Genomic DNA, 22908 nt, shown 5'->3' on the forward strand with positions numbered 1-22908 from the left:
ATGCCAGACGCGAACCTGTTCGCTCTCGATGACTTCGCGCAGCGGCGCGCGCATACGTTATAGGATAACATTCGTTTTCCATCCTGCCCTTGTGATCCACGCCCATGACCGACGCTGCTCCCCTGCGCCAACGCCTGCTTTCCATCGACGCCCTGCGCGGCCTGGTGATCCTGTTCATGCTGCTGGACCACGTGCGCGAAACCTTCCTGCTGCACCGTCAGGTCAGCGACCCGATGAGCCTCGACAGCACCGAGCCCGCGCTGTTTATCAGCCGTACCCTCGCCCACCTGTGTGCGCCGGTGTTTGTGTTGCTCACCGGGCTGTCCGCCTGGTTGTACGGGCAAAAATACCAGGGCCGTGGCGATGTGTCGGCCTTTCTGTTCAAGCGCGGGCTGTTCTTGATCGTGCTGGAGTTCAGCCTGGTCAACTTTGCCTGGACCTTCCAACTGCCGCCCAGCGTCATCTACCTGCAGGTGATCTGGGCGATTGGCCTGAGCATGATCGCCCTCGCCGCGCTGCTGTGGTTGCCGCGCCCGCTGCTGATCAGCTTGGCACTGGTGATCATGGCCGGGCATAACCTGCTGGATCCACTGCATTTCGCTCCAGGGACAGCGCTGCAGACTGTGTGGGCGCTCCTGCATGAGCGTAGTTGGATCGAGGTGTCCGATCACCTGCGATTGCGCATCACGTACCCGGTGTTGCCATGGATCGGTGTGATCGCGCTGGGTTACGGCCTGGGCCCATGGTTTGCCACGGCCATGGCGCCGGCCCTGCGCCAGCGTTACCTGTTGCGGGCGGGGCTCGGTGCATTGCTGGGATTCGTGTTGTTGCGGGCGGCCAATGGCTATGGCGAGCAGCCGTGGCACGCGTATGACAGCGGCGTGCTGACGTTGATGAGCTTTTTCAATGTCACCAAGTATCCGCCGTCGCTGCTGTTCCTCGCGTTGACGCTGGGCATTGGCCTGTTATTGCTGCTGGCGCTTGAACGCGTGGGGCAGCGGCGCTGGATCGGCGTGCTCGCGGTATTCGGCGCAGCCCCGATGTTCTTTTATCTGTTGCACCTGTATGTGCTGAAGATGCTCTATGTCGCGTGCGTGGCGCTGTTGGGCCTCAACCATGGCGCCTACTTCGGCTTCGACAGTGTCGGCGCGGTATGGCTGGTCGCGCTGCTCTTGCCGATGGCGCTGTATTGGCCGGTGCGCTGGTTTGCCGGGCTGAAGGCGCGGCGGCGGGATGTGGCGTGGCTTAAATACCTGTGACCTGTCACTGCGCCTGCGGTGAAAGGGCGCAAGCGCCCTCCCACCTTGTCAGGCCGTGTTACGCCAGTTCGGCGCGCAGTTGCCGGGCCGCCGCGACCATATGGATCAGGGCCGCTTCCGTCTCTGGCCAGCCGCGCGTTTTCAAGCCGCAGTCGGGGTTCACCCACAAGCGTTCTGCCGGAATGCGTTTGGCGGCCTTGCGCAGCAGGTTGGCCATTTCCGAGGCGTCCGGCACCCGCGGCGAGTGGATGTCATAGACGCCCGGGCCGATGTCGTTCGGGTAGGCGAAGGCTTCGAACGCGTCCAGCAGTTCCATGTCCGAGCGTGAGGTCTCGATGGTGATCACGTCGGCATCCATCGCCGCGATGGACTCGATCACATCGTTGAACTCGCTGTAGCACATGTGCGTATGGATCTGGGTTTCGTCACGCACGCCGCAGGCGCACAGGCGGAACACTTCGGTGGCCCAGTCCAGGTAGTGCTGCCACTGCGCCTGGCGCAACGGCAAGCCTTCACGGAACGCGGCTTCATCGATCTGCACGATCTGGATGCCGGCGGCTTCCAGGTCGACCACTTCGTCACGGATCGCCAGGGCGAGTTGACGCGTCTGCACTTCACGGCTCACGTCTTCACGCGGGAAGGACCACATCAGCATGGTCACCGGGCCGGTCAGCATGCCTTTCATCACCTTGCGGGTGAGGCCTTGGGCGTAGCGGATCCACGCCACGGTCATCGCCTGCGGGCGGCTCAAGTCGCCGAAAATCACCGCCGGTTTCACACAGCGTGAACCGTAGCTCTGCACCCAGCCGAAGCGGGTGAAGGCGTAGCCGTCCAATTGCTCGGCGAAGTACTCGACCATGTCATTGCGCTCGGCTTCACCATGCACCAATACGTCCAGGCCGAGGTTTTCCTGCACCTCAACGGCGTGACGAATCTCGCTGTGCATCGCCTCGACGTATTCGGCTTCGCTCAACTTGCCTTGTTTGTAGGACTGACGCGCCAGGCGGATCGACGCGGTTTGTGGGAACGAACCGATGGTGGTGGTCGGAAACAGCGGCAACTTGAGACCGGCGCGTTGTGTCTCGATGCGCTGGGCAAACGGCGACTGGCGCTGGCTGTCCTGAGCGGTGATTGCCGCCACGCGGGCTTGCACCGCCGGTTTATGAATGCGCGGCGATGCGGCACGGGCCGCCTGTACGGCGCGGCTTTCGGCGAGGGCGGCGAGCACGTTCGGCGCGTCGGGCTGGTCGACGGCCTGGGCCAGCACGGCCACTTCGGCGCACTTCTGGACGGCGAACGCCAGCCAGCTTTTCAACTCGTTATCGAGCTGGTCTTCACGGCCCAGGTCGACCGGGCTGTGCAACAACGAGCAGGACGGCGCCACCCACAGACGCTCGCCCAATTTTTCATGGGCGTGCCGCAAGGTGGCCAGGGCATTGTCCAGGTCGCAACGCCAGACGTTACGCCCGTTGACGACCCCAAGGGACAACACCTTGTAGGCCGGCAGGCGGTCGAGAATGGTCGGGTACTGCTCCGGTGCGCGCACCAGGTCGATGTGCAGGCCATCCACCGGCAGGTTGGCGGCCAGGCCGAGGTTTTCTTCCAGGCCACCGAAGTAAGTCGCGACCAGCTTTTTCAGCGGGTCACGCTGGATCAGGTTGTAGGCACGCTCGAACGCGTTTTTCCAGGCTTGCGGCAGGTCGAGTACCAGAATCGGCTCGTCGATCTGCACCCACTCCACGCCCAGGTCAGCCAAGCGCTGGAAGATCTGGCCGTACAGGGGCAGCAGGCGGTCGAGCAGCTCGAGTTTGTCGAAATCACCGCCCTTGGCCTTGCCCAGCCACAGGTAGGTCAGCGGGCCGATCACCACGGGTTTGACGGTGTGCCCCAGGTCAAGCGCCTCCTTGACCTCGTCGAAGAGCTGGTCCCAGCCGAGGTGGAAGTGCTGGTCGACGCTGAACTCAGGCACCAGGTAATGGTAATTGGTGTCGAACCATTTGGTCATTTCCTGGGCGTGCGCCCCGCCGCAGCAATTGTCACTGACGCCACGCGCCATGCCGAACAAGGTCTGCAAGGTGGCTTTGCCATCGGCCGGGCGGAAACGCTCAGGGATCACACCGAACATCAGCGAATGGGTGAGTACCTGGTCGTACCAGGCAAAATCACCGACGGGCAACAGCTCGATGCCAGCCTGTTTTTGCAAGGCCCAATGCGCCTTGCGTAAATCGCGGCCGACAGCGTGCAGGCCGGCTTCGTCGAGTTCGCCCTTCCAAAACGCTTCCTGCGCTTTTTTCAGTTCACGATCGCGTCCAATGCGCGGAAATCCGAGGGAATGAGCGACTGCCATGACTTACAACTCCACTGTAGGTAGTAATGGCAGCCATTGTCGGCAGATGACGATAGTGAGACAAACTCATTTTATTCCTGATGATCACAAAATCTACTCATGTTAATACCGCGCTCACGTCGCCTGAACACCTGACCCTTGTAGGAGCGAGCTTGCTCGCGAAAAACCCAAGTGCGCCGCGTACCGTCAGATAGCCCGCATGATCGTTGGCGTTCTTCGCGAGCAAGCTCGCTCCTACAGGCTGTTACATCAATGGAATCGAATAGCTCACGAACAGCCGATTCTGATCCTGGTCCCGCGCGACCTCACTGCGCGACATACCGTTGCGCCAGCCGAACCCGACGTTCTTGAAGGTGCCGCTCTGCACCACATAATCCAACGAGATATCCCGTTCCCACTCGCTGGCGTTGTTCCCGCTGGCGGTGAGGATATGGTCGCCTTTCAAATACATCATCGACGCCTTCAAGCCCGGCACGCCCAACGCCGCGAAGTCATAGGCGTACTGCGCAAAGGCCGTGCGTTCGCCGGCCTGGATAAAGGTTTGCACCGTCCGGTCGGTGTAGAGATACAGGCTGGAGCCGCCCTCCCCTTTGTTCACCAGGCCGCCCTGGTTGAGTTGGGCAAAGTTGCTGTCATCGGACACTTGCTGGTAACCGGCGGTAATCGCGTGAGACCCCAGGGAGTAGATGAAGGCCGCACTCCAGGTGTTGTTGTCGATTTCACCGCTGCCGTTTTTGGTATAGCCGCTGAACTTGTAGCCTTCGGCGCGCCCGGCGGCGCTGCTGTTTTTGCCGTCGGAGGTGGTCTTGAAGTAACGCAGGTCGGTTTTCAACGAACCGTAGTCGCCCAGCGGCAATACATGAATCAAGCCGGCAAAGTGTTGTTGGTAATAGTCTTCGAGGTTGGCGTAGTAGTACTGGACCATCAGGTCCTTGGTCAGTTGGTAGTCGGCACCGGCGTAGGTGAATTTATTGCTTTCCTGGGTGCCGCCCGCCGCCGCCAGGCCGCTGCGGTCGCTGGAGCCGCGCCCGGTGGTGTGTTGAAGCTGACCGCCGATCAGGGTCAGGTTGTCGATGTCTTTGCTGGTGACCTGCCCGCCTTCGAACGATTGCGGCAACAGGCGGCCATCGTTGCTCACCAGGATCGGCAGGTTCGGCCGCAGGTAGCCGTAGCGCGCTTCTGTCTTGGCGAAGCGTGCCTTGGCGGTGGCGCCGCCGCGAGCCCAGTTGTCCACGGCCTTGCCGTCGTCGGTAGGGATCATCGAGCTGCCCACATGGCGGCCGGCGCTGCTGTCGAGGGTCATGCCGAGCATGCCGACCGCGTCCAGACCAAAGCCGACGGTGCCGTCGGTGAAGCCCGATTGGTAATTGAGTATGAACGCCTGGCCCCACTCTTCAGTCTTCGACGGTGCGGCGCTGCCGTCACGGTTGTCGTTGTTGAAGTAGAAGTTGCGCATGCTCAAGTTGGCTTTGCTGTCGCTCAAGAAATCGGCCGACGCCAGGGGGCTCAGGGCGATGCCCAGGCTGCCGGTCAATAGGCTTAATACATTCAAAGTAGCTTTCATCAGGACGAACTCCGGCGCGGAATCCAAGTTCCGGGCGCTAAAAATGGACAGCAGGAAGCACACGGCCACACGTGAGTTGGCCGTTGCGTTAACTAACGATCAGTTACTTGGTTGGGTGAAGTGAACCTCCGTAAAACCTCAGTCAATCAATCCATGAGCGTCATAAAACGGATATGGCCCCGGGTAGTCCCCGAATACGCCGTTGTGGCTGACCAACCCCTGTTGCGCATCCCAGCGATGCAACAAGTAACCCGCCGGTTCCAGGTTGAAATGCGCCGGCGCGGCGTCTTGCAGGTCCAGCACGATCTGATGGGACGTGCCAGGGCATACACAGCTCAAACTGCCGCCGAAACGCCGCTGCATCGACCGGTGCAAATGCCCGCACAGCAAGCGTTCCACCTGCGGGTGGCGCGCCACGACGGTTTCGAGGGCGGCGGCATTGATAAAGTGCTCGCGGTCCATATGGCCGATGCCGCTGATAAACGGCGGGTGATGCAGGATCAGCACGGTCGGCACTTGCGGACGCAGTGCCAACTGTTGGTCGAGCCACTGCAACTGGCTGTCCAGCAGTTGGCCGCCATGGCCGCCGGGGATGGTGGAATCGAGGCCGATCAGGCGCAGGGGGTGGGCGTCGACCACCCAATCCAACGGGCCCGCCGCCGAACTCGGCAAGTAGGTGTGATCGCGGAACGCATCCAGCAACGGCCCGCGCGTGTCATGGTTGCCGGGCACCAGGTAGCAAGGCATGTGCAGGCGCGCCAGTTCAGGGTGCAGCACGGCGTATTCATCGGCGCGGCCGAAGTCCACCAGGTCGCCGCTGATCACCACGATATCGGGACGCGGGTGGCTGGCGTTCAGATGGTCGACGGCACGGCGCAACGCGCCCAAGGTGTCGACCACGCCGTAAGTCAGGCGCTGGCCGGCTTTAAGGTGCAGATCGCTGATCTGCGCAACAAGAAACGGACGGTTCACAAGGCAACTCTCACGCATTCAGGGTGAACAACATGTGCGGCGCGATGGCCAAGGCAATCGGCGCGCCGACGGCGTACAGCTGGTTGTCGCTGCTGTCGACCAGCAACGGTTGCGGGCCGCCCACATCCACCAGCAGGCGGCTTTGCGCGCCCTGGAAAAACTGCGCCAGCAGATGGCCGTGCAGATGCCCTTCGTGTTCCATCACCCGCAAGTGTTCGGGGCGGCAGTACACGGTGCCGGGCAACTGCGCTGCATGCCACGGCAATTCGCCGCCGCAGACTTTCAAACCATGGGGCGACGGCTCAATGACCTGGAAGGCATTCAGGTTGCCGACAAAGCCTGCGACGAAGGCGTTGGCCGGTTTCTGGTAGATGTCCCGCGGGCTGGCCAGTTGCGCGACGCGGCCGTGTTCCATCACCAGGATGCGATCCCCCAGGGCCATGGCTTCGCCCTGGTCGTGGGTGACAAACACCGAGGTGATACCGAGGCCGCGCAACAGTTGGTTCAACTCACTGCGCAGGCGCTCACGCAATTGCGCATCGAGGGCGGCCAGGGGTTCGTCCAGCAACAGCACCTTGGGGCGCGGCGCCAACGCACGGGCCAAGGCCACGCGCTGGCGTTGCCCACCCGACAGTTCATGAATGCTGCGCTTGCCGTGGTGTTGCAAACCGACCAGTTCCAGCAGTTCCTCGCAGCGCTTGTTGCGCTCCGCTGGCGACACGCCGCGAATCTTCAGGCCATAGACGATATTCCCGGCCACATCCAGGTTGGGAAACAGCGCATAGTTCTGGAACACCATGCCCACATCGCGGCGCTCGATGGGCAGGCGCGTGACGTCCTGGTCGCCGAAGAGCACCTGGCCCACGTCCGGGCGTTCCAGGCCGGCGATCAAGCGCAACGTCGTGGTTTTGCCACAACCGGACGGGCCGAGGATGGCCAGGGTTTCGCCGCCTTCGACGGTCAGGTCCAAGTCATGCACGGCGACGGTGCCGTCGGCGAACGCCTTGCGGCAACCTTGCAGGCGGATAGTGATAGCGGTCATCGACGCTCTCCACGGGACAAACGAGCACTGATGGCCTGCAACGCAATCAGCAGCGGCACGATCATCAGCAAAAAGATAAGGGTGTAGGCGCTGGCGATTTCCAGGCGCGCCGAGGCGTAGCTGTCGGCCAGGCCCACCGGCAGGGTCTTGGTCATGGGCGTATGCAGCATCCAGGTCAGGTTGAATTCACCCAGCGACAAGGTGACCACCATCAGCACACCCGCGAGAATGCCTGCCCGGCAGTTGGGCACCACCACGCTGAAAAAGCGCTTGATGGGACCTGCCCCCAGGCTCGCCGCCGCCTCCTCCAGCACCGGCAGTTGCTGGCGTTGCATCACCGCCATCACCGGGCGCACCAGGAACGGCAAGGTGAACAGCACATGGCCGACCAAAATGAACAGCCAACTGCTGCGAAACGCGCCGAACTGGCCGTAGGTCAAGAGTAAGGCCAACGCGCTGGCCAGCCCCGGCATCGCCACCGGCAGCACCATCAGTTCCTCGAAGGCGCGACTGAAGCGATTGTTCATGCACACCAGGGCGTAGGCCGCCGGCACGCCGATCACGCAGACGCACACCGCGCAGGCCAGGGCCAGTTGCAGCGACAACCACACCGTCGGCGAATAGGCCTGCCAGACCTGAATCAACCAATCGAAGGTCAGGCCACTGGACAGACCCACAAAGAAATTGCGCGTGAGCCCGGCCAGCAACGACATCAACACCGGCACCAACATGAAGGCGCACACCAGCAGGGTAAATAGCAGTTGCATCACGAACAGCGATGAGCGCTTCACAGGACAGTCCCCGCGTTTTTCACCCAGCGCCGGGTGAGCAGCAACACTGCCCAGGTCAGCGCGCCCAACACCACGGAAAGCGCCGCGGCGACGGCAAAGTTGGCGTAGTTGGTGAACACGTTGTAGATCGCCACCGGGGTCACGTTCAGCCGCGTGCCCAAGGTGAACGCTGTACCGAAGGCGCCCATGGACGTGGCAAAGCAGATCGCCCCGCAGGACGCCAACGCCGGCGCCAGGCCCGGCACGATCACATCGCACACCACGCGCCAATGCCCTGCGCCCAACGAGTGCGCGGCTTCTTCCAGGCTGCGATCGAGGCTTTCGCAGGCGGCCATCACCGTGAGGATCACCCGCGGGATCGAGAAGTACAGATAGCCGATAAACAACCCGGCCAGCGAGTAAGCGAAGATCCAGCGCTCACCGGCCAACTGCAGGCCCAGGGACGCCAGCAGACCCTGGCGCCCGGCCAACAGGATCACCAAAAAGCCCACCACGACACCCGGGAATGCCAACGGAAACGTCAGCAACGCAACCAGCGCCGAACGCCCGAAAAACTGCTGGCGCGCCAGGAATACACCGCTGATGCCGCCGATCAGTAACGCCACGAGTGTGATGAACACCGCAAGCGCACAGGTTTGCGCCAGGCTGCCTAGATACTGCGCGCTGCTGAGGACCTGCCAGTAACCGCTGCCGTTGCTGTCGCGGCTCTCGGCGCCGAGCACCATCAGGTGCGCCAGCGGCAACAGCCAGAACGCGAGCAGCACCGCAAAGGCCGGGGCCAGGGCCCAGGCGGTATGTCTTGCCGATGCGGCCACTTACTTGACCTCGTTCAGGTAACGAGCGGCAAAGGCTTCCTGCACGGCGGCCATTTTCTGGTAGTCCACCACGCCGGCGCGGGCGTAATCGCTGTCGGGCAGGAACTGCGCGGCGACTTCGGTCGGCATCTGCACCGGGCGTATCGGGCGCAGGTAAGCCTTCGCCCACAGCGCCTGGCCGGCATCGGACAGCACGAAATCCAGCACTTTTTCGCCATTGGCGCGGTGCGGTGCGTTGGCCACCAGGCTCATCACGTAGGGCACGCTGATGCTGCCTTCCTGGGGAATCACGAACGCGACGTTGGCGTTGTCTTTGTAGCGTGCGCGGTAGGCGTTGAAGTCGTAGTCCACCAGGATCGGCAACTCACCGGACAACACCCGCGCATAGGCGGTTTGCTTGGGCACGATGGGAGCGTTTTTCGCCAGTTTCTGGAAGTAGTCGATGGCCGGGGCGAAGTTGTCCAGGTCGCCGCCCAGGGCGCGGTTGATTGCCACCGCCGACACGTAGCCGACGAAAGCGCTGGACGGGTCGAGGTAGCCGACCATGCCTTTGTATTCAGGCTTGAGCAGGTCGGCCCAGCTTTGCGGCACCGGCAAGCCACCCAGCGCATCGACGTTGACCATGATGCCCAAGGTGCCGGAGTGGATCGCGAACCAGTGGCCGGTCGGGTCTTTCAAGCCGGCAGGAATCTGCTCCCAGCCTTTGGGTTTGTAGCCATCGACCACCTCGGCCTTTTGCGCCTGCAGGCCGAAGGTCACGCCGTAATACACCACGTCGGCCACCGGAGCGGCTTTCTCCGCCACCAACTGCGCCAGGGACTGGCCGGAGTTCTTGTTGTCCAGCGGCACCTGCACGCCAGTGCTGGCGGCGATGGCCTTGAGCTGGGTGCCCCAGTCGGCCCAGTCCGGCGGGCAGTTGTAGCAAATCGCCGTGTCGGCGGCCTGGGCCAGGCTGGCCATGCCGCACAGCAGCACGGCGGCCAGGGTTTTACTGAATACGCGCATCAAGGGTCTCCTCATGGGGTTGAGTGCTTTCACCCGGCCGGATATGGCAAGGCAGGCAATGGGAAATCGGGGCGTTGCCGGCGATCTGCGCCAGCAACTGGTCAATCACGGTGCTGGCGAGCAAGGCGATGGGCTGCACCACGCTGCACAGCGTCGGGTGCATCTGGGTGCCGAGGGCGATGCCGTCGAAGCCCATCACTGACAGTTGCTCGGGTACGTTCCAGGCGTTGCGGCGCAGCTCGGCGATCAGGCTGATCGCCAGGAAGTCGTTGGAACACACCAGCGCGGTCGGTGCATCAGGGCCGTTGAGAAACGGTGCAATGGCGGCGAACTCGGCCTGGGTGTGGGCCGGCATTTCGATCACCGGGCGGGGTTGGAGGCCATGCTCTTTCATCCCATCGCAATAACCGGCGTAACGCAGACGTGCGCGGTCGGACTGCAACGCGGGGCCGGCGACCATGCCGATGCGCCGGTGCCCCGCTTCGAGCAAATAGCGCGTCGCCAGGGCCATACCGGCGCGGTTGTCGACGGACACGGCGCTGTAGTCGGGGTTGCTCGGTTGGTGGTAGGCGAGCACGAACGGCGTCTGCTCGGTGGCCAGGCTGTGCAGCACGCTGTTGCTTTCGGCATCCGTCACCGTCAGCACCAGGCCGTCGACGCGCTGGCGCAGCAACTCTTCCACCACAATGCTTTCGCGCTCGCTGTTGTAGTCGGTGGTTGCCAGCAACAGGCTATAGCCGCGCAAACGGGCCGCCCGCTCCATGGCCTGCAATTGCTCGGCGAAGACCGGGTTGAGCAGGTTGGGCACCACCACGCCGATCAGGTTGGTGGTTTGCAGGCGCAGTTGGCGGCCGAGCAAGTTAGGCCGAAAACCCAGCTCGCGGGCAGCGGCGAACACCTGTTCGCGGGTCGCCGGGCGTACTTGGTCGGGAGAGGCAAAGGTGCGGGCAGCGGTCGCACGGGAGACCCCGGCCAGCCGTGCAACGTCTTTCAAATCAGTCATGGTCACTCGCTTGAGATCGATCTCATTGGCGAGGACATTAGCGACGCAATGTGGCAGGAACGTGGTGGACAGATGACGGTTTGATGTCAGCGCCCTGGACACACCGCGATCCGAATGTGGGAGGGGGCTTGCCCCCGATGGCGGTGGATCAGCTGGCCTATCGGGCGTCTGACACAACGCTATCGGGGGCAAGCCCCCTCCCACATTGGGTCGAGGCATGCCGTTGGAGAGTCATATTCCGGGGCTATGCTTGGAAACCCGGCGCGCAAAATCCGCCCGCTAACCTTTCGATCTGCTCCAAGTGCGGGCACAATGCGTGTCCTTTTTTGGCAGGCACCGCCGCAGGCTCTCAAAAATGATCAAAACGCCGTACTACCTCATCGATAAACAGAAACTTCTGGTCAACATGCAGAAGATTGCTTACGTGCGCGAACAGTCCGGCGCCAAAGCGTTGCTGGCGCTCAAGTGCTTTGCCACCTGGTCGGTGTTTGACCTGATGCAGCAATACATGGACGGCACCACGTCGTCGTCGTTGTATGAATTGAAGCTCGGTCGCCAGAAATTCCAAGGCGAGGCGCACGCCTACAGCGTGGCCTGGGCCGACGATGAAATCGAAGAGATGCTGGAAAACTGCGACAAGATCATCTTCAACTCCATCAGCCAACTGCAGCGTTTTGCCGAACGTAGCGAAGGCAAGACCCGCGGCCTGCGCGTCAACCCGCAGGTGAGCAGTTCGGATTACCTGCTGGCCGACCCGGCGCGTCCGTTCAGCCGCCTGGGCGAATGGGACCCGGTGAAGATCGAAGGCGTGATCGAGCAGATCTCCGGCTTCATGTTCCACAACAACTGCGAAAACGACGACTTCAGCCTGTTCGACAAGATGCTCGGCACCATCGAAGAACGCTTCGGCGCGCTGCTGCACAAGGTCGAGTGGGTCAGCCTCGGCGGCGGCATCCATTTCACCGGTGAAGACTATGCCGTGGACGCATTCTGTGCGCGCTTGAAGGCGTTCTCCGAGAAGTACGGCGTGCAGGTGTACCTGGAACCCGGCGAAGCGGCGATCACCAACAGCGCCTCGCTGGAAGTCACCGTGCTCGACACGCTGTACAACGGCAAACACCTGGCCGTGGTCGACAGTTCCATCGAAGCCCACCTGCTGGACCTGCTGATCTACCGCCTCAATGCCAAGCTGGCGCCGAGCACGGGTGAACACACCTACATGGTGTGCGGCAAATCCTGCCTGGCCGGGGACATTTTCGGCGAGTATCAATTTGATCGTCCGTTGGCCATCGGCGATCGGCTGTCGTTCATCGACACCGCGGGCTACACCATGGTCAAGAAAAACTGGTTCAACGGCCTGAAAATGCCGTCCATCGTAGTGAAACAACTCGACGGTACAGTCGAGGTGGTTCGTGAATTTGGTTACGACGACTACCTGTCCAGCCTTTCGTAAGCTGGCGGATAAAGGAGAGATAAAGCAATTGAAAAAGAACGTTCTTATCATTGGTGCAGGAGGTGTCGCCAAGGTGGTGGCCCACAAGTGTGCGCAGCACAACGACGAACTCGGTCGTATTGCTATTGCGTCGCGCAACATCTCCAAATGCCAGGCCATCATCGACAGCGTCAAGGCCAAGGGTAGCCTCAAAGTACCCGCCGACATCCAAGCCTTCGCGCTGAACGCCCTGGACGTGGAAGCGACCAAGGCCCTGATCCGCGAGACACAATCGCAGATCGTCATCAACGTCGGCTCCGCCTTCCTCAACATGTCGGTGCTGCGTGCCTGCATCGATACCGGCGTGGCTTACCTCGACACCGCCATCCACGAAGAGCCGGGCAAGATCTGCGAGACCCCGCCGTGGTACGGCAACTACGAATGGAACCACCTGGAAGAGTGCAAACAGAAGAACATCACCGCCATCCTTGGCGTGGGCTTCGACCCGGGTGTCGTCAACGCGTATGCCGCGCTGGCGCAGCAACAGCATTTCGACCGCATTGATTCGATCGACATTCTCGACGTCAATGCCGGCTCCCATGGCAAATACTTCGCCACCAATTTCGACCCGGAAATCAACTTCCGCGAATTCACCGGACAGGTGTGGAGCTGGCAGAACAGCCAGTGGACCAGCAACACCATGTTCGAAGTCAAACGCACCGACGACCTGCCTGTGGTCGGTTCGCAGAACCTGTACCTGACCGGCCACGATGAAGTTCACTCGCTGTCGAAAAACCTCGACGTGCCCAACGTGCGTTTCTGGATGAGCTTCGGCGAGCATTACATCAACGTGTTCACCGTGCTGAACAGCCTCGGCCTGCTCTCCGAAAAGCCGGTCACCACCGCCGAAGGCCTGCAAGTGGTGCCGTTGAAAGTGGTCAAGGCCGTGCTGCCCGACCCGTCTTCGCTCGCCCCCGGCTACACCGGCAAGACCTGCATCGGCGACCTGGTCAAAGGCACCAAGGACGGCCAGCCGCGCGAGGTGTTCATCTACAACGTGGCCGATCATGAAGAAGCCTACGCCGAGACCGACAGCCAGGGCATCTCCTACACCGCCGGCGTGCCGCCGGTCGCCGCTGCGCTACTGGTAGCGCGTGGTGAGTGGGATGTGAAGCGCATGGCCAACGTCGAGGAACTGCCGGCTGAGCCGTTCCTGAAAGCGCTGGACGTGATGGGCCTGCCGACTCGGATCAAAGACGAGCACGGCGATCGGGCCTGGGATGCGATTGCCTGATAGGCGATAGCAGACCGAACCAAAATGTGGGAGGGGGCTTGCCCCCGATAGCGGTAGATCAGTCACAGCTGTATTGACTGACACACTGTAATCGGGGGCAAGCCCCCTCCCACATTTGGATTCGTGATGCTTCCTGCACACACGGGAGCGGCCTCAAAACACCGACCACCCAATCCGCTCACTCAACAATTCCAAGGCCTTGATCCCCGCCAGCGAATTCCCCGCCGCGTTCAACTCCGGCGACCACACTCACACCGTGAACTGCCCCGGTACCACCGCGACAATACCGCCGCCGACCCCGCTCTTGCCCGGCAAACCCACGCGATAGGCGAAGTTCCCCGCCTCGTCATACAGCCCGCTGGTGGCCATGATCGAGTTGACCTGCTTGGTCTGGCGCGCAGTCAGGATCTGCTCGCCGCTGTGGGCGCTCACCCCCTCGTTGGCCAGGAAACTGAACGCCCTGGCCAGGTCCAGGCAGCTCATCTGCAACGCGCAGTAGTTGAAGTAGCTGTGGAGCACCGCGTCGACGTCGTTATGGAAGTTGCCGAACGATTTCATCAGGTAGGCCATGGCCGCGTTGCGCGCGCCGTGTTGCGCTTCCGATTCGGCGACGACGCTGTTGACCAGGATCTGCGGGTTGCCCGACAGGCGCCGCACAAAGTCGCGCATCGACAGAATCGGCACGGCAAAGCGTGACTGGTTGATATCGCAGATCACCAGTGCGCCGGCATTGATAAAGGGGTTGCGCGGGCGGCCGCGTTCGAATTCCAGCTGCACCAGGGAGTTGAACGGTTGCCCCGAGGGCTCGTGGCCGAGGCGCTCCCAGATGGTTTCGCCGCCGTGGTCGATGGCTTGCACCAGGCTGAACACCTTGGAAATACTCTGCACCGAGAACAGGGTATCGGCATCCCCGGCGCAGTAGGCTGCGCCGTCGTTGCCGTACACGGCGATCCCCAGTTGATCGGCGGGTACGTCGGCCAGCGCGGGAATGTAGTCGGCGACGTTGCCGAGGCCGATCAGTGGACGAACTTCGTCGAGAATCGACTCCAACAGCGCCTGCATGTCTTGTCCTGTCATCGTTCTTTGAATCAGTGGTAAGCGGGGCGCGGAGGATACTTCAATGCGCTCGGCAGTCCCACTGGCGGGAGGCGGTGCATGGCTTAGAAATACGTTACATCCGACACCTGCTCATCCAGCACATCCCGCGCCAGCGCCCACGCCTGATCATTGGACGCCACCATCAGCAGCGGATAACCCCAGGCATTGCCAAACGTCGCGGCGAACGGCTTGAGTGCCCGGCGCTTGGCCGCGCAGGGCTCCACCTGGATCATGCCTTTGACATACGCACGCAGGGCCTGCCGGTGTGTCTTCATCCAGTGCGAGGCGTGCTCGCGCTCTTCGTAGGAATGCGCGTGATTCAGTTCGTCCAAGGCTTTTTCATACAGCAACACAAAAGATTGCTGACGTGCCAGCAGGCCTTCGAACATCACGAAGCTGTCCTGCGACCCGCCTTCATTCGGCGCATCAAAAATGATCTTCACCACGGGAAATGCTGAACTGTCGAGTCGCATGGCAGAGTTCCTTAATGAGAGAGAGTCTCACTATAAGGCTGGCGAAGCTGGACGGCATTGCACAGAATAGCCAGAATGTTTCGCAATTCAGCCAAGCTGCGAGCTCACCATGAAACGCCATCGCCTGGACCTGCATGATCCGTCGTTAGCCAAGGATGCCGATCTGGTCCCGCGTGCGGTGGTGGCCGTGAGCGCGACCAGTACGTCCGAGCGTTGGGAGCACGTTCAGCACACCCACCGCAAAGGCCAGTTGATGTACACGCTGCGTGGGGTGATTCATTGCGAAATCGAGGCCGGCATCTGGATTGTGCCGCGCCAGTGTGCGCTGTGGATTCCCGGCGGCATGCCCCACGCCGCGCGTGGCGCCGGCGAAGCGGAGGTGTATTGCCTGCTGATCGACCCGGACGCTGCCGGCGCCCTGCCCTCGCAATGCTGCACCCTGTCGGTATCCGGCCTGTTGCATGAGTTGATCAGCAAGGCGGTGAGCTTCCCGCAGTTGTACGACGTGAACAGTGCGCAGGGGCGTTTGATCGACACGCTTTTGGACGAGCTGGCCCAGGCGCCCATCGAAGGCCTGCACCTGCCGATGCCCCAGGACCCGAGGCTGCGTCGCCTGGCCGACAGCCTGCTGGCCAACCCCGGCGACAAGGCCACGCTCGGCCAATGGGCGGCGCGCATCGGCATGAGCGAGCGCAGCATGACGCGCTTGTTGCTGGAGGAGTCCGGCCTGAGCTTCGGCCGCTGGCGTCGGCAGTTGCATGTGATCCTGTCGTTGCAACGACTGGCCAGGGGCGAAAGTGTGCAGCGCGTCGCCCTGGACTTGGGCTATGAAAATGCCAGCGGTTTTATCACCATGTTCCGCAAGGCCGTGGGCCAGCCGCCAGCGCGTTACCTGGCGGGCCGCGTCGGGGTGTCGACGTCAACCGAGGCCCCGGCGGCCATCGCATTGCACTCGCTCCAGGCGCTCGATCAGCGCTGAACCGGAATGCGGATATCACCGTCTCGGCACTGGGTTTTCACACTCTTGGGGCAGCCGGCAAAACGCAGTTCCTTGCTCAGGCACACGCGCACTTCGGACAGCACCTTGCCCTTGCAGATCACCGCCACGCCATGGTTGCCCATGGCCGGGTTACTCTCGCGAAAGAGCGCCTCGATCTCCCGTGCCTCCAAGTGACCCGGCACGTTGAATGGCTGCAATTGCTGTGGGATCTGCACCGTGGCCAAGGCCGCATCGGTGGCCTGCAGGTAACGCGTGGCTTCCAGGCCGCTGCAGGTGCCATGTTTGGACCATTCATGCTTGAGCAGTGCCTGCGTCGGGAATATCAACGCGCCTTTGGCCAGCTCATCCGCCGACAGCCGCGACTGCGTATCGCACGACGCCGGCCAGCCACCCCGTGCGTATTGCGGCCATAGCCCATGCAATACAAACCCGTAGCCTTTGCCGCTGCATTGCTCGTTGTTCGGGTGCGCCAGGCAGAACGTTGGCGACCACGACAGCGACAGCACATAAAAATCAAAGTCCCCCGCCGGCCGTTGCTCACGTGGCGCCGCCTGCGTCGCCATGCTTGCCAGTACCCACCCCACGGCCAGCCAGGCTGCCTTGTATTTCATCCGTCTGTTCCTTGAAAAAAATAAGCCCGCATTGTGAGTGCAGGCCAGGGTCCGGCGAAAGTGGTGAATGCAACGCCGACGCCAGGAAAACTACTCAGGATGATAGGGATTGCGTTGCAGCACCTTGTCCAGAATCCGGTCGGTCTTCAATGCCTCGATCGCCAGTGAGGGGTGCTCGGCTTCGCCGCGAATATGGGCGTTCATGCCCAGCACATGGTGCCACTGGATATGCGTGTGGCAAGGCACCTCCAGCACTTCGGCGACCGCCCCTTCAAGCCGCAACGGCTGGTCGTCGAACACCGCAAACGTGATCCGCCCCAGGGTGCCGATCAGCTCGACGCGATCTTCATGGCGGTCCGCGACAAAGTTCCAGCAGCCCATGCCCAGCGCGCCGGAGCTGAAAGTCCAGCAGGCGGTCACCGCGTCTTCCGCCGCATACTGTCCGGCCTGTCGCGCGCTAAACCCGGCAACCTCGACAATGTCGCCGGCCAGGTACTGGAACAGATCAAAGCCGTGGCTGGCCAGGTCGGCAAAGTAGCCGCCGCCGGCAATGGCCGGGTCGGTGCGCCAGTTGGCGGCACTGGTGTCTTCGATGGCTGGCGGCTTGCACAGGGACCAGGTCAGGTGACGCAGTTGGCCGATGCGTCCATCGCGCAACCAGTCGCGCACTTGCTGGAAGCGCGGCAGCGAGCGGCGATAGTAGGACACAAACAAATGCAGCCCGGCACGTTCGAAGGTGCGCTGCATCAATGCGCCCTGCTCGGCATTCAGCGCCATGGGTTTTTCGACACAACAGTGCTTGCCGGCGGCCGCGACCATCAGGCTGTATTCGAGGTGGCTGTCGGGCGGTGTAGCGATGTACACCGCGTCCACCTCAGGGTCGTTGATCAGTGCCTGGGCGTCGGTATAGAAACGACCAATGCCGTGGCGTGCCGCATAATCGCGCACAGCCTCCTCGCGGCGCCCCATCACGGCCACCAAGGCCGAACCTGGCGCTTTGTAGAAAGCAGGTCCACTCTTTAACTCAGTGACGCTGCCACAGCCGATCATGCCCCAACGTACCGTCTTCATCTGCTCCCCTCGTGCGTTGTCGTCAATCGACCAGTATCTATATCCTCACGCAGATACGCCACCACCATCCAGCATGACATTTGCATTACACTTTTATGACAGACATCTCGCTGCGGGGCACAGACGATGAAAATACGCGCAACGGTGATTTGCGAACACAAGGGGCATATCCTCTTCGTGCGCAAAGCCAGATCGAAATGGGCGTTGCCGGGCGGTAAGGTCGAACGCGATGAGCGCCCGGTCGGCGCCGCCGAACGGGAGCTGGAAGAAGAAACCGGGTTGAACGTCGACGGACTGCTGTACCTGCAGGAATTGAAAGCGCGCGACACGCTTCACCATGTGTTCGAGGCGTCGGTGGTGAACATCGCGCAAGCACGGCCGTGCAACGAAATCATCGATTGCCGCTGGCACGCCTACGGTGCGATGGACGAGCTGGACACTACCGATACCACCCGGCACATCGTCAAATCCTTTCTGCGACGCCTGTAGTTCCGCGCTCTGTCCGGCGGCCTGTGCAGATTCTGCGTCGGGGCGCTTCACTCGAATGTGCTCAGGCAGGTTATCGACTTGCTCGCCACCGAAATCGGTAATCTCGTCCAGCGAGTTGGATGGAACAGTGTGATGCTCGAGTTTGTCGAGAACATCGACGATGTTGCTGTACCAAGCCAAGCACAATGGTCGGATGCGCGCGGAGCTTGTTGATGCCGACAACAAATCCCAGGCAAAAAAAATCCCAAGTAGCTGATGGAAACTTGGGATTTAAAAAATGCATAAACCGTGGGAGGTGAACGCCCGGCTATAGTACCGATTGCCTAATTCCGTAACAAGATGGCTTTAATCCTTTCGTCGGAATAAAACAATCGTAAGTCCTTCAATAACCACACATTTATCAAGGTAGGGAGGTATATAAGTGCCACTTTTTGGTGCAAATACCATCGCGACTTTTAAGTACTATTTCCCTCTATAAAGAAGGGTTATCAATCGATTTCGGCGTCAGACTTTTCGATGACTGTCCGCTCAACTGTTTGCACGTATCGCTAAGTTCAATCCTGTTTGCCGACGCGGCACTGGCCACGCGCTCCACTTGCCTGCAGAGAGCCAGGTACTCGACGGTCTGTTCACGCTGGCGGTCGACTTTGGCATTGAGTTGTACGAAATAGATCCCCAGCAACACCGCAACGCACAACACCGCGACTGCGAAGTAGCGCAAGCTGTCGGGCGACCGGGGCTCCGGAGGGGTCATCATTTTAATGCGCCCTGCTCTTCTGGCAGCGAACGTCGGCGATCAGGAACAGCGCGGCGACATCATCCGACGTCGCCCCGGGAAAAAGCGTTTGCATACCAGTCTCCTCAATGACGGGGGCAATTGTATGCAAATAGAAACACTGAGATTGTCGTGGATTTGTAAACCGCGCTGCTCGACCAGCAAGAAGCGCCTTATTTGCGCGCCACTTTGTAGCGCACGCAATCCTGATAGAAACTCTGGCGAATCGCCTCGGGCTTGAGCCGTGAACGGCTGTCATAGGTCTGCTCGGTGATGCCCATGGCCATCATCCGCATCCATGACTTGTTGAACTTGATGGTCTGGATCTTCTGCCGCGCGGCATACAGTGAAACGCCCGACAGCTTGAGTTCCTGTGCCCTGGCGGCCGTACCCGCGCCCCAACTGCACATGTACTTGTCGCCCTCGCGCAACTCCCGTGCCTGTACGGCAGCCGCACCGCCGGCCAGGGAACAGGCGATCAGCATGATTCCTACATTGCGCATTTGCTTCCTCACCTAACCAGCTGAAAATAAAAGCGATTCTGGCGAGAATTTTGTTACAAAGGGGCCACTAAATTGCCTTATCGCACGGATTGAAGGATCGCCACAATGCGCGCTCAACTCGCCGGCCGATATCTGGAAACCGGGCGGCAAGACGAGTGGTTTTATTTGCGCGAACGATGACGGGCGGTCTCGCAATCGGTCGGATCGACTTTTTGGGTAGCCCTTTCAATTGCTTTTTCGCGGGATTTTCCCTGGGCGTGTCAGCCCCTTCTGATTTTTCCAGCCGTTCGTCCAGCGTCTTTTTTCCGCGGCAGACTCCGACGTCTTACCCTTTGCCGAGACGTCACGGATGACTAACGCTTCCCACATTGCCTTTATCACACCGGAGCTGGATTGCGTGCATCAACGCCGGGCCGAGTATCCGCAGCAGGTCAACGCCGGGTATGGCGCACTGGATTCGCTGAGGCTGACCGATGCCGCACTGGACGGGCTCCTGCCGTTCGAATGGACGCGGTGCTATCACCCCCGTGCGGTGGATGTGGACTGCGGATTGGGGGTTGGCTGGAGCCACTCGCTGGCGCATCGCCTGACGCTGACGGACGCCTCGGCGATGTGGATCGAGCATGAGCACCGATCGACCGCCCTGCCCTTGCCGACCAAGGCGCGACCGACAACCGGCAATCGCCAGGCCGACGCCGCGATCTACCGGGGGGCGCGGCCGGATGAGCTGGTGCTGTGCCAGGCATCGCGCTTCTACCACTTCTGCCACGGTGTGCTGACCGCGATCAGCGATGCCTACGGCAACCGGCTGCGAATTGTCCGCGATGTATTGGGGCACATTGAACGCCTGGATAACAGTGTCGGTCGCTCGCTGTTTTTCCGTTATGAGCGCGGCCACTTGGTGGCGCTCGATTACCAGGTTCAGCGGCCCGAGGGCGGTGCGGCCGGGGATTGGATGACCGAACAGACCGTGGTTTCCTACACCTATGACGACATTGGAAGACTGGTTTCGGCGACCAATGCCGTAGGGGAAAGCGAGACCTATCGGTACGACAAGCAACACTTGATCCTTGAACGCCAGTTAGCCGGCGGCGCGCGCTTCTTTTGGGCTTGGGAACGGGCTGGCAAGGCGGCGCGATGTGTCCGACATTGGGCGAGTTTCTTGCAGATCGACACGCGGTATGCCTGGGGGGACGACGGCAGCGTGACCCTTCACAACGCCGATGGGAGCCAGGAAACCTATGTTCGGGCACGGCGGGTGCAGCGGGTGGGTCCGGATGGCGCCAAGCATTTCAGATCCTATGACGACAAGGGCCGTCTGACAGTCGAGCAAGACCCCCTCGGCGCGGTAACGGCGTATCAGTACGACGACGCTGGATGCTTGGTCGCGTTTTTTCCGGGGGAAGATGAGCCAACGTCCTACGAGTATGACAATGGATTCTTAAGAGTTGTACGTCGTGGCCAGGCAGTTTGGAACTACGCGCATAACGACCAAGGCAATGTCATTCGTCAGACCGACCCCGATGGCAACGTTACCGACTATAGCTACAACCAGTATGGCCAACTGATCGGGGTTTGGTTTCCCGACCATAGCTGCCTGCGGCGGTGGTGGAATGAGCGTGGGCAGTTGCTTGAAGAACACTGGCCAAACGGCAGTGTGAAGCGCTATCGCTATGACGATCTCGGTCGGAGGGTGGCGCAAGAGGACAAGCATGGGGTGGCGACCCAGTACCAGTGGGACGGTGTCGGACGATTGGTTCGTGTGGTCATGCCCGGCGGTGGCACGCGGGAATACAGCTACAACCCCTACGGAAGAATCACCGCCGAACGCGATGAACTGGGGCACGTCACTCGCTACGAATACACCGACGGTCTGCCCCTGATCAGCCGGCGCATCAATGCGGACGGTAGCCAGGTCAACTACCGCTACGACCACGTGCGATTGTTGCTCGCCGAAATCGAAAACGAAGTCGGCGAAATCTACCGCTTCGACTATCACCCCAACGGCCTGCTCCAGCAGGAAATCGACTTCGACGGCCGACGCACCGCCTATGCCTACGACCTCAACGGTAAGCTGCTGGAAAAAACCGCACACGGCACCGACGGCTGTCAGCTCGTCACCCGCTACCGGCGAGACCACGCCGGCCGGTTGGTCAGGAAAACCCTGCCCGATGGCGGCATTATTGAATATACCTACGACCGCCAGGGCAACCTCCTCAGCGTCGACGACGGCTACCGCCCGCTTACCTACGAATACGACCCGCAAAACCGCCTGATCGCCGAACACCAGGGCTGGGGCACACTCCGTTATGGCTACGACGCCTGCGGCCGACTCAAATACCTGCGCCTGCCAGACAACAACCAGCTAGGGTTCAACCATGACAAGGGCGGCCACCTTGCGACCGTTGAACTCAATGGCGCGCTGTTGACGTCTCACCTGTTCGACGCCGGCCGAGAACACCAACGCGCCCAAGGCAAACTGCTCAGCAGTTACCAATACGATGAGCATGCACGCCTGTTCAACCATGGCATCTGCGATATCGAAGGCACTCGCTACCGCCGCCAGTACAGCTACGACAAAGCCGGCAACCTCAGGTACTTGCTCGACACCCGCAAAGGCGAGCACCGCTACCACTACGACACGCTAAACCGCCTGGTCCGCGCTGATCATTCCCCGGCCGCACAGGAACGTTTCACCTACACGCCAGCGGGTAACCGTCTGACGCTCCAGGATGACCGCCACTACGACTATGACGCCTTTGGCAATCTCATCCGCGAACGGCGTGGCCAGGCCCACTCTTTCGTTACCGAATACCGCTACGACTGCCAGCAGCGTCTGATCGGCCTCACCCGCCCCAACGGCCAAACCGTCCACTACCGCTACGACCCGTTTGGTCGCCGCATCAGCAAAACCGTCGCCGGCACGACCACCGAGTTTTTCTGGCAAGGCGACAGACTGATCGCCGAGCACCACGCGCAACGGCATCGCAGCTACGTCTACGAACCCGACAGTGTCCGCCCACTGGCCCTGCTGGAAGGCTTCGGCCCACAGCACACCACGCCTTTCCATTACCAACTGGATCACCTTGGCACCGCGCAGGAACTCACCACGCCCGACGGCGAAATCGTGTGGTCCGCGCACTACCGCGCCGACGGCCGGATCACGCGATTGGACGTCGAAAAAGTCGAAAACCCGCTGCGCTCCCAAGGTCAATACTTCGACCGGGAAAGCGGGCTGCACTACCATCGCCACCGCTACTACGATCCGGATAACGGGCGCTGCCTGGCGGGTGGGCAGGATCAACGCCTATCGGTAAGCGCCCAAATCCACGGGGCGGGTCTGCAGGCGGATGAAAGCTCGCGG

At 61.3% G+C, this 22908-nt stretch carries 17 protein-coding genes and 2 pseudogenes; 6 read left to right on the plus strand and 13 right to left on the minus strand.

Features of this window, described 5'->3' with window-relative positions; all coding sequences use genetic code 11:
* The first annotated feature begins 104 nt into the window (after positions 1–104).
* Positions 105–1259 (plus strand): DUF1624 domain-containing protein, encoded by a 1155-nt coding sequence (locus INT12_RS16400; protein WP_193040003.1) that lies wholly within the window; start codon positions 105–107, stop codon positions 1257–1259.
* Between the two features lie 58 nt (positions 1260–1317).
* Here the strand turns inward: INT12_RS16400 and metE are convergent, their stop codons facing one another.
* The 8 genes from metE to INT12_RS16440 all read right to left on the minus strand — a co-directional run bounded on the left by metE (position 1318) and on the right by INT12_RS16440 (position 10798).
* Positions 1318–3606 carry a 5-methyltetrahydropteroyltriglutamate--homocysteine S-methyltransferase gene (gene metE, locus INT12_RS16405; RefSeq protein ID WP_193040004.1) on the minus strand — a complete coding sequence of 763 codons (2289 nt, stop codon included), beginning with the start codon at positions 3604–3606 and terminating at the stop codon, positions 1318–1320.
* Between the two features lie 244 nt (positions 3607–3850).
* Positions 3851–5170 carry an OprD family porin gene (locus tag INT12_RS16410; RefSeq protein WP_046383684.1) on the minus strand — a complete coding sequence of 440 codons (1320 nt, stop codon included), beginning with the start codon at positions 5168–5170 and terminating at the stop codon, positions 3851–3853.
* 138 nt (positions 5171–5308) lie between these two features.
* Positions 5309–6142: a phosphodiesterase gene (locus INT12_RS16415; protein WP_017846527.1), complete on the minus strand. Its 834-nt coding sequence runs from the start codon at positions 6140–6142 to the stop codon at positions 5309–5311.
* Positions 6143–6152: 10 nt separating this feature from the next.
* Complete coding sequence (locus INT12_RS16420) at positions 6153–7184, minus strand: ABC transporter ATP-binding protein (protein ID WP_193040005.1); 1032 nt, start codon at positions 7182–7184, stop codon at positions 6153–6155.
* Complete coding sequence (locus INT12_RS16425) at positions 7181–7975, minus strand: ABC transporter permease (RefSeq protein WP_017846529.1); 795 nt, start codon at positions 7973–7975, stop codon at positions 7181–7183. Before INT12_RS16425 ends, INT12_RS16420 begins: the two co-directional genes overlap by 4 nt.
* On the minus strand, positions 7972–8790 hold the full coding sequence (locus INT12_RS16430) for an ABC transporter permease (protein WP_193040006.1): 819 nt from the start codon (positions 8788–8790) through the stop codon (positions 7972–7974). Before INT12_RS16430 ends, INT12_RS16425 begins: the two co-directional genes overlap by 4 nt.
* A complete protein-coding gene (locus INT12_RS16435; RefSeq protein ID WP_046484480.1) occupies positions 8791–9795 on the minus strand; it encodes an ABC transporter substrate-binding protein in 1005 nt (334 codons plus the stop codon).
* On the minus strand, positions 9779–10798 hold the full coding sequence (locus INT12_RS16440) for a LacI family DNA-binding transcriptional regulator (protein ID WP_046484528.1): 1020 nt from the start codon (positions 10796–10798) through the stop codon (positions 9779–9781). Before INT12_RS16440 ends, INT12_RS16435 begins: the two co-directional genes overlap by 17 nt.
* A gap of 355 nt (positions 10799–11153) precedes the next feature.
* On the opposite strand from INT12_RS16440, the gene INT12_RS16445 reads away from it, so the two are divergent.
* Both INT12_RS16445 and INT12_RS16450 read left to right on the plus strand, forming a co-directional pair.
* A complete protein-coding gene (locus tag INT12_RS16445; RefSeq protein ID WP_017846533.1) occupies positions 11154–12251 on the plus strand; it encodes a carboxynorspermidine decarboxylase in 1098 nt (365 codons plus the stop codon).
* Positions 12252–12279: 28 nt separating this feature from the next.
* The gene (locus tag INT12_RS16450) at positions 12280–13524 is read left to right on the plus strand and encodes a saccharopine dehydrogenase family protein (protein WP_017846534.1); all 1245 of its coding nucleotides are present in this window, start codon (positions 12280–12282) and stop codon (positions 13522–13524) included.
* Positions 13525–13677: 153 nt separating this feature from the next.
* Here INT12_RS16450 and glsB read toward each other — a convergent pair.
* Both glsB and INT12_RS16460 read right to left on the minus strand, forming a co-directional pair.
* Positions 13678–14586: pseudogene (gene glsB / locus INT12_RS16455) on the minus strand (glutaminase B).
* A 98-nt stretch (positions 14587–14684) separates the two neighbouring features.
* Positions 14685–15095 (minus strand): hypothetical protein, encoded by a 411-nt coding sequence (locus tag INT12_RS16460; protein ID WP_046383689.1) that lies wholly within the window; start codon positions 15093–15095, stop codon positions 14685–14687.
* A 109-nt stretch (positions 15096–15204) separates the two neighbouring features.
* Here INT12_RS16460 and INT12_RS16465 point away from each other — a divergent pair, with 109 nt between their 5' ends.
* On the plus strand, positions 15205–16074 hold the full coding sequence (locus INT12_RS16465; RefSeq protein ID WP_193040007.1) for an AraC family transcriptional regulator: 870 nt from the start codon (positions 15205–15207) through the stop codon (positions 16072–16074).
* Here the strand turns inward: INT12_RS16465 and INT12_RS16470 are convergent.
* The gene (locus tag INT12_RS16470; protein ID WP_017846538.1) at positions 16065–16706 is read right to left on the minus strand and encodes a ribonuclease T2 family protein; all 642 of its coding nucleotides are present in this window, start codon (positions 16704–16706) and stop codon (positions 16065–16067) included. The two genes, INT12_RS16465 and INT12_RS16470, sit on opposite strands and share 10 nt — an antisense overlap.
* A gap of 90 nt (positions 16707–16796) precedes the next feature.
* Positions 16797–17777: a Gfo/Idh/MocA family protein gene (locus INT12_RS16475; RefSeq protein ID WP_046484474.1), complete on the minus strand. Its 981-nt coding sequence runs from the start codon at positions 17775–17777 to the stop codon at positions 16797–16799.
* A gap of 126 nt (positions 17778–17903) precedes the next feature.
* Here INT12_RS16475 and INT12_RS16480 point away from each other — a divergent pair, with 126 nt between their 5' ends.
* Positions 17904–18266, plus strand: coding sequence for an NUDIX hydrolase (locus tag INT12_RS16480; protein ID WP_193040008.1), 363 nt, complete (start codon positions 17904–17906; stop codon positions 18264–18266).
* A 948-nt stretch (positions 18267–19214) separates the two neighbouring features.
* Here INT12_RS16480 and INT12_RS16485 read toward each other — a convergent pair.
* Positions 19215–19544, minus strand: a complete 330-nt coding sequence (locus INT12_RS16485) for a hypothetical protein (RefSeq protein WP_026139966.1) — start codon at positions 19542–19544, stop codon at positions 19215–19217.
* A gap of 460 nt (positions 19545–20004) precedes the next feature.
* On the opposite strand from INT12_RS16485, the pseudogene INT12_RS16490 reads away from it, so the two are divergent.
* Positions 20005–22830, plus strand: a pseudogene (locus tag INT12_RS16490) (DUF6531 domain-containing protein); the annotation flags it as partial.
* Positions 22831–22908: the final 78 nt, after the last annotated feature.

Source organism: Pseudomonas sp. K8 (genome assembly GCF_014889455.1).
Taxonomy (GTDB): Bacteria; Pseudomonadota; Gammaproteobacteria; order Pseudomonadales; family Pseudomonadaceae; genus Aquipseudomonas; species Aquipseudomonas veronii.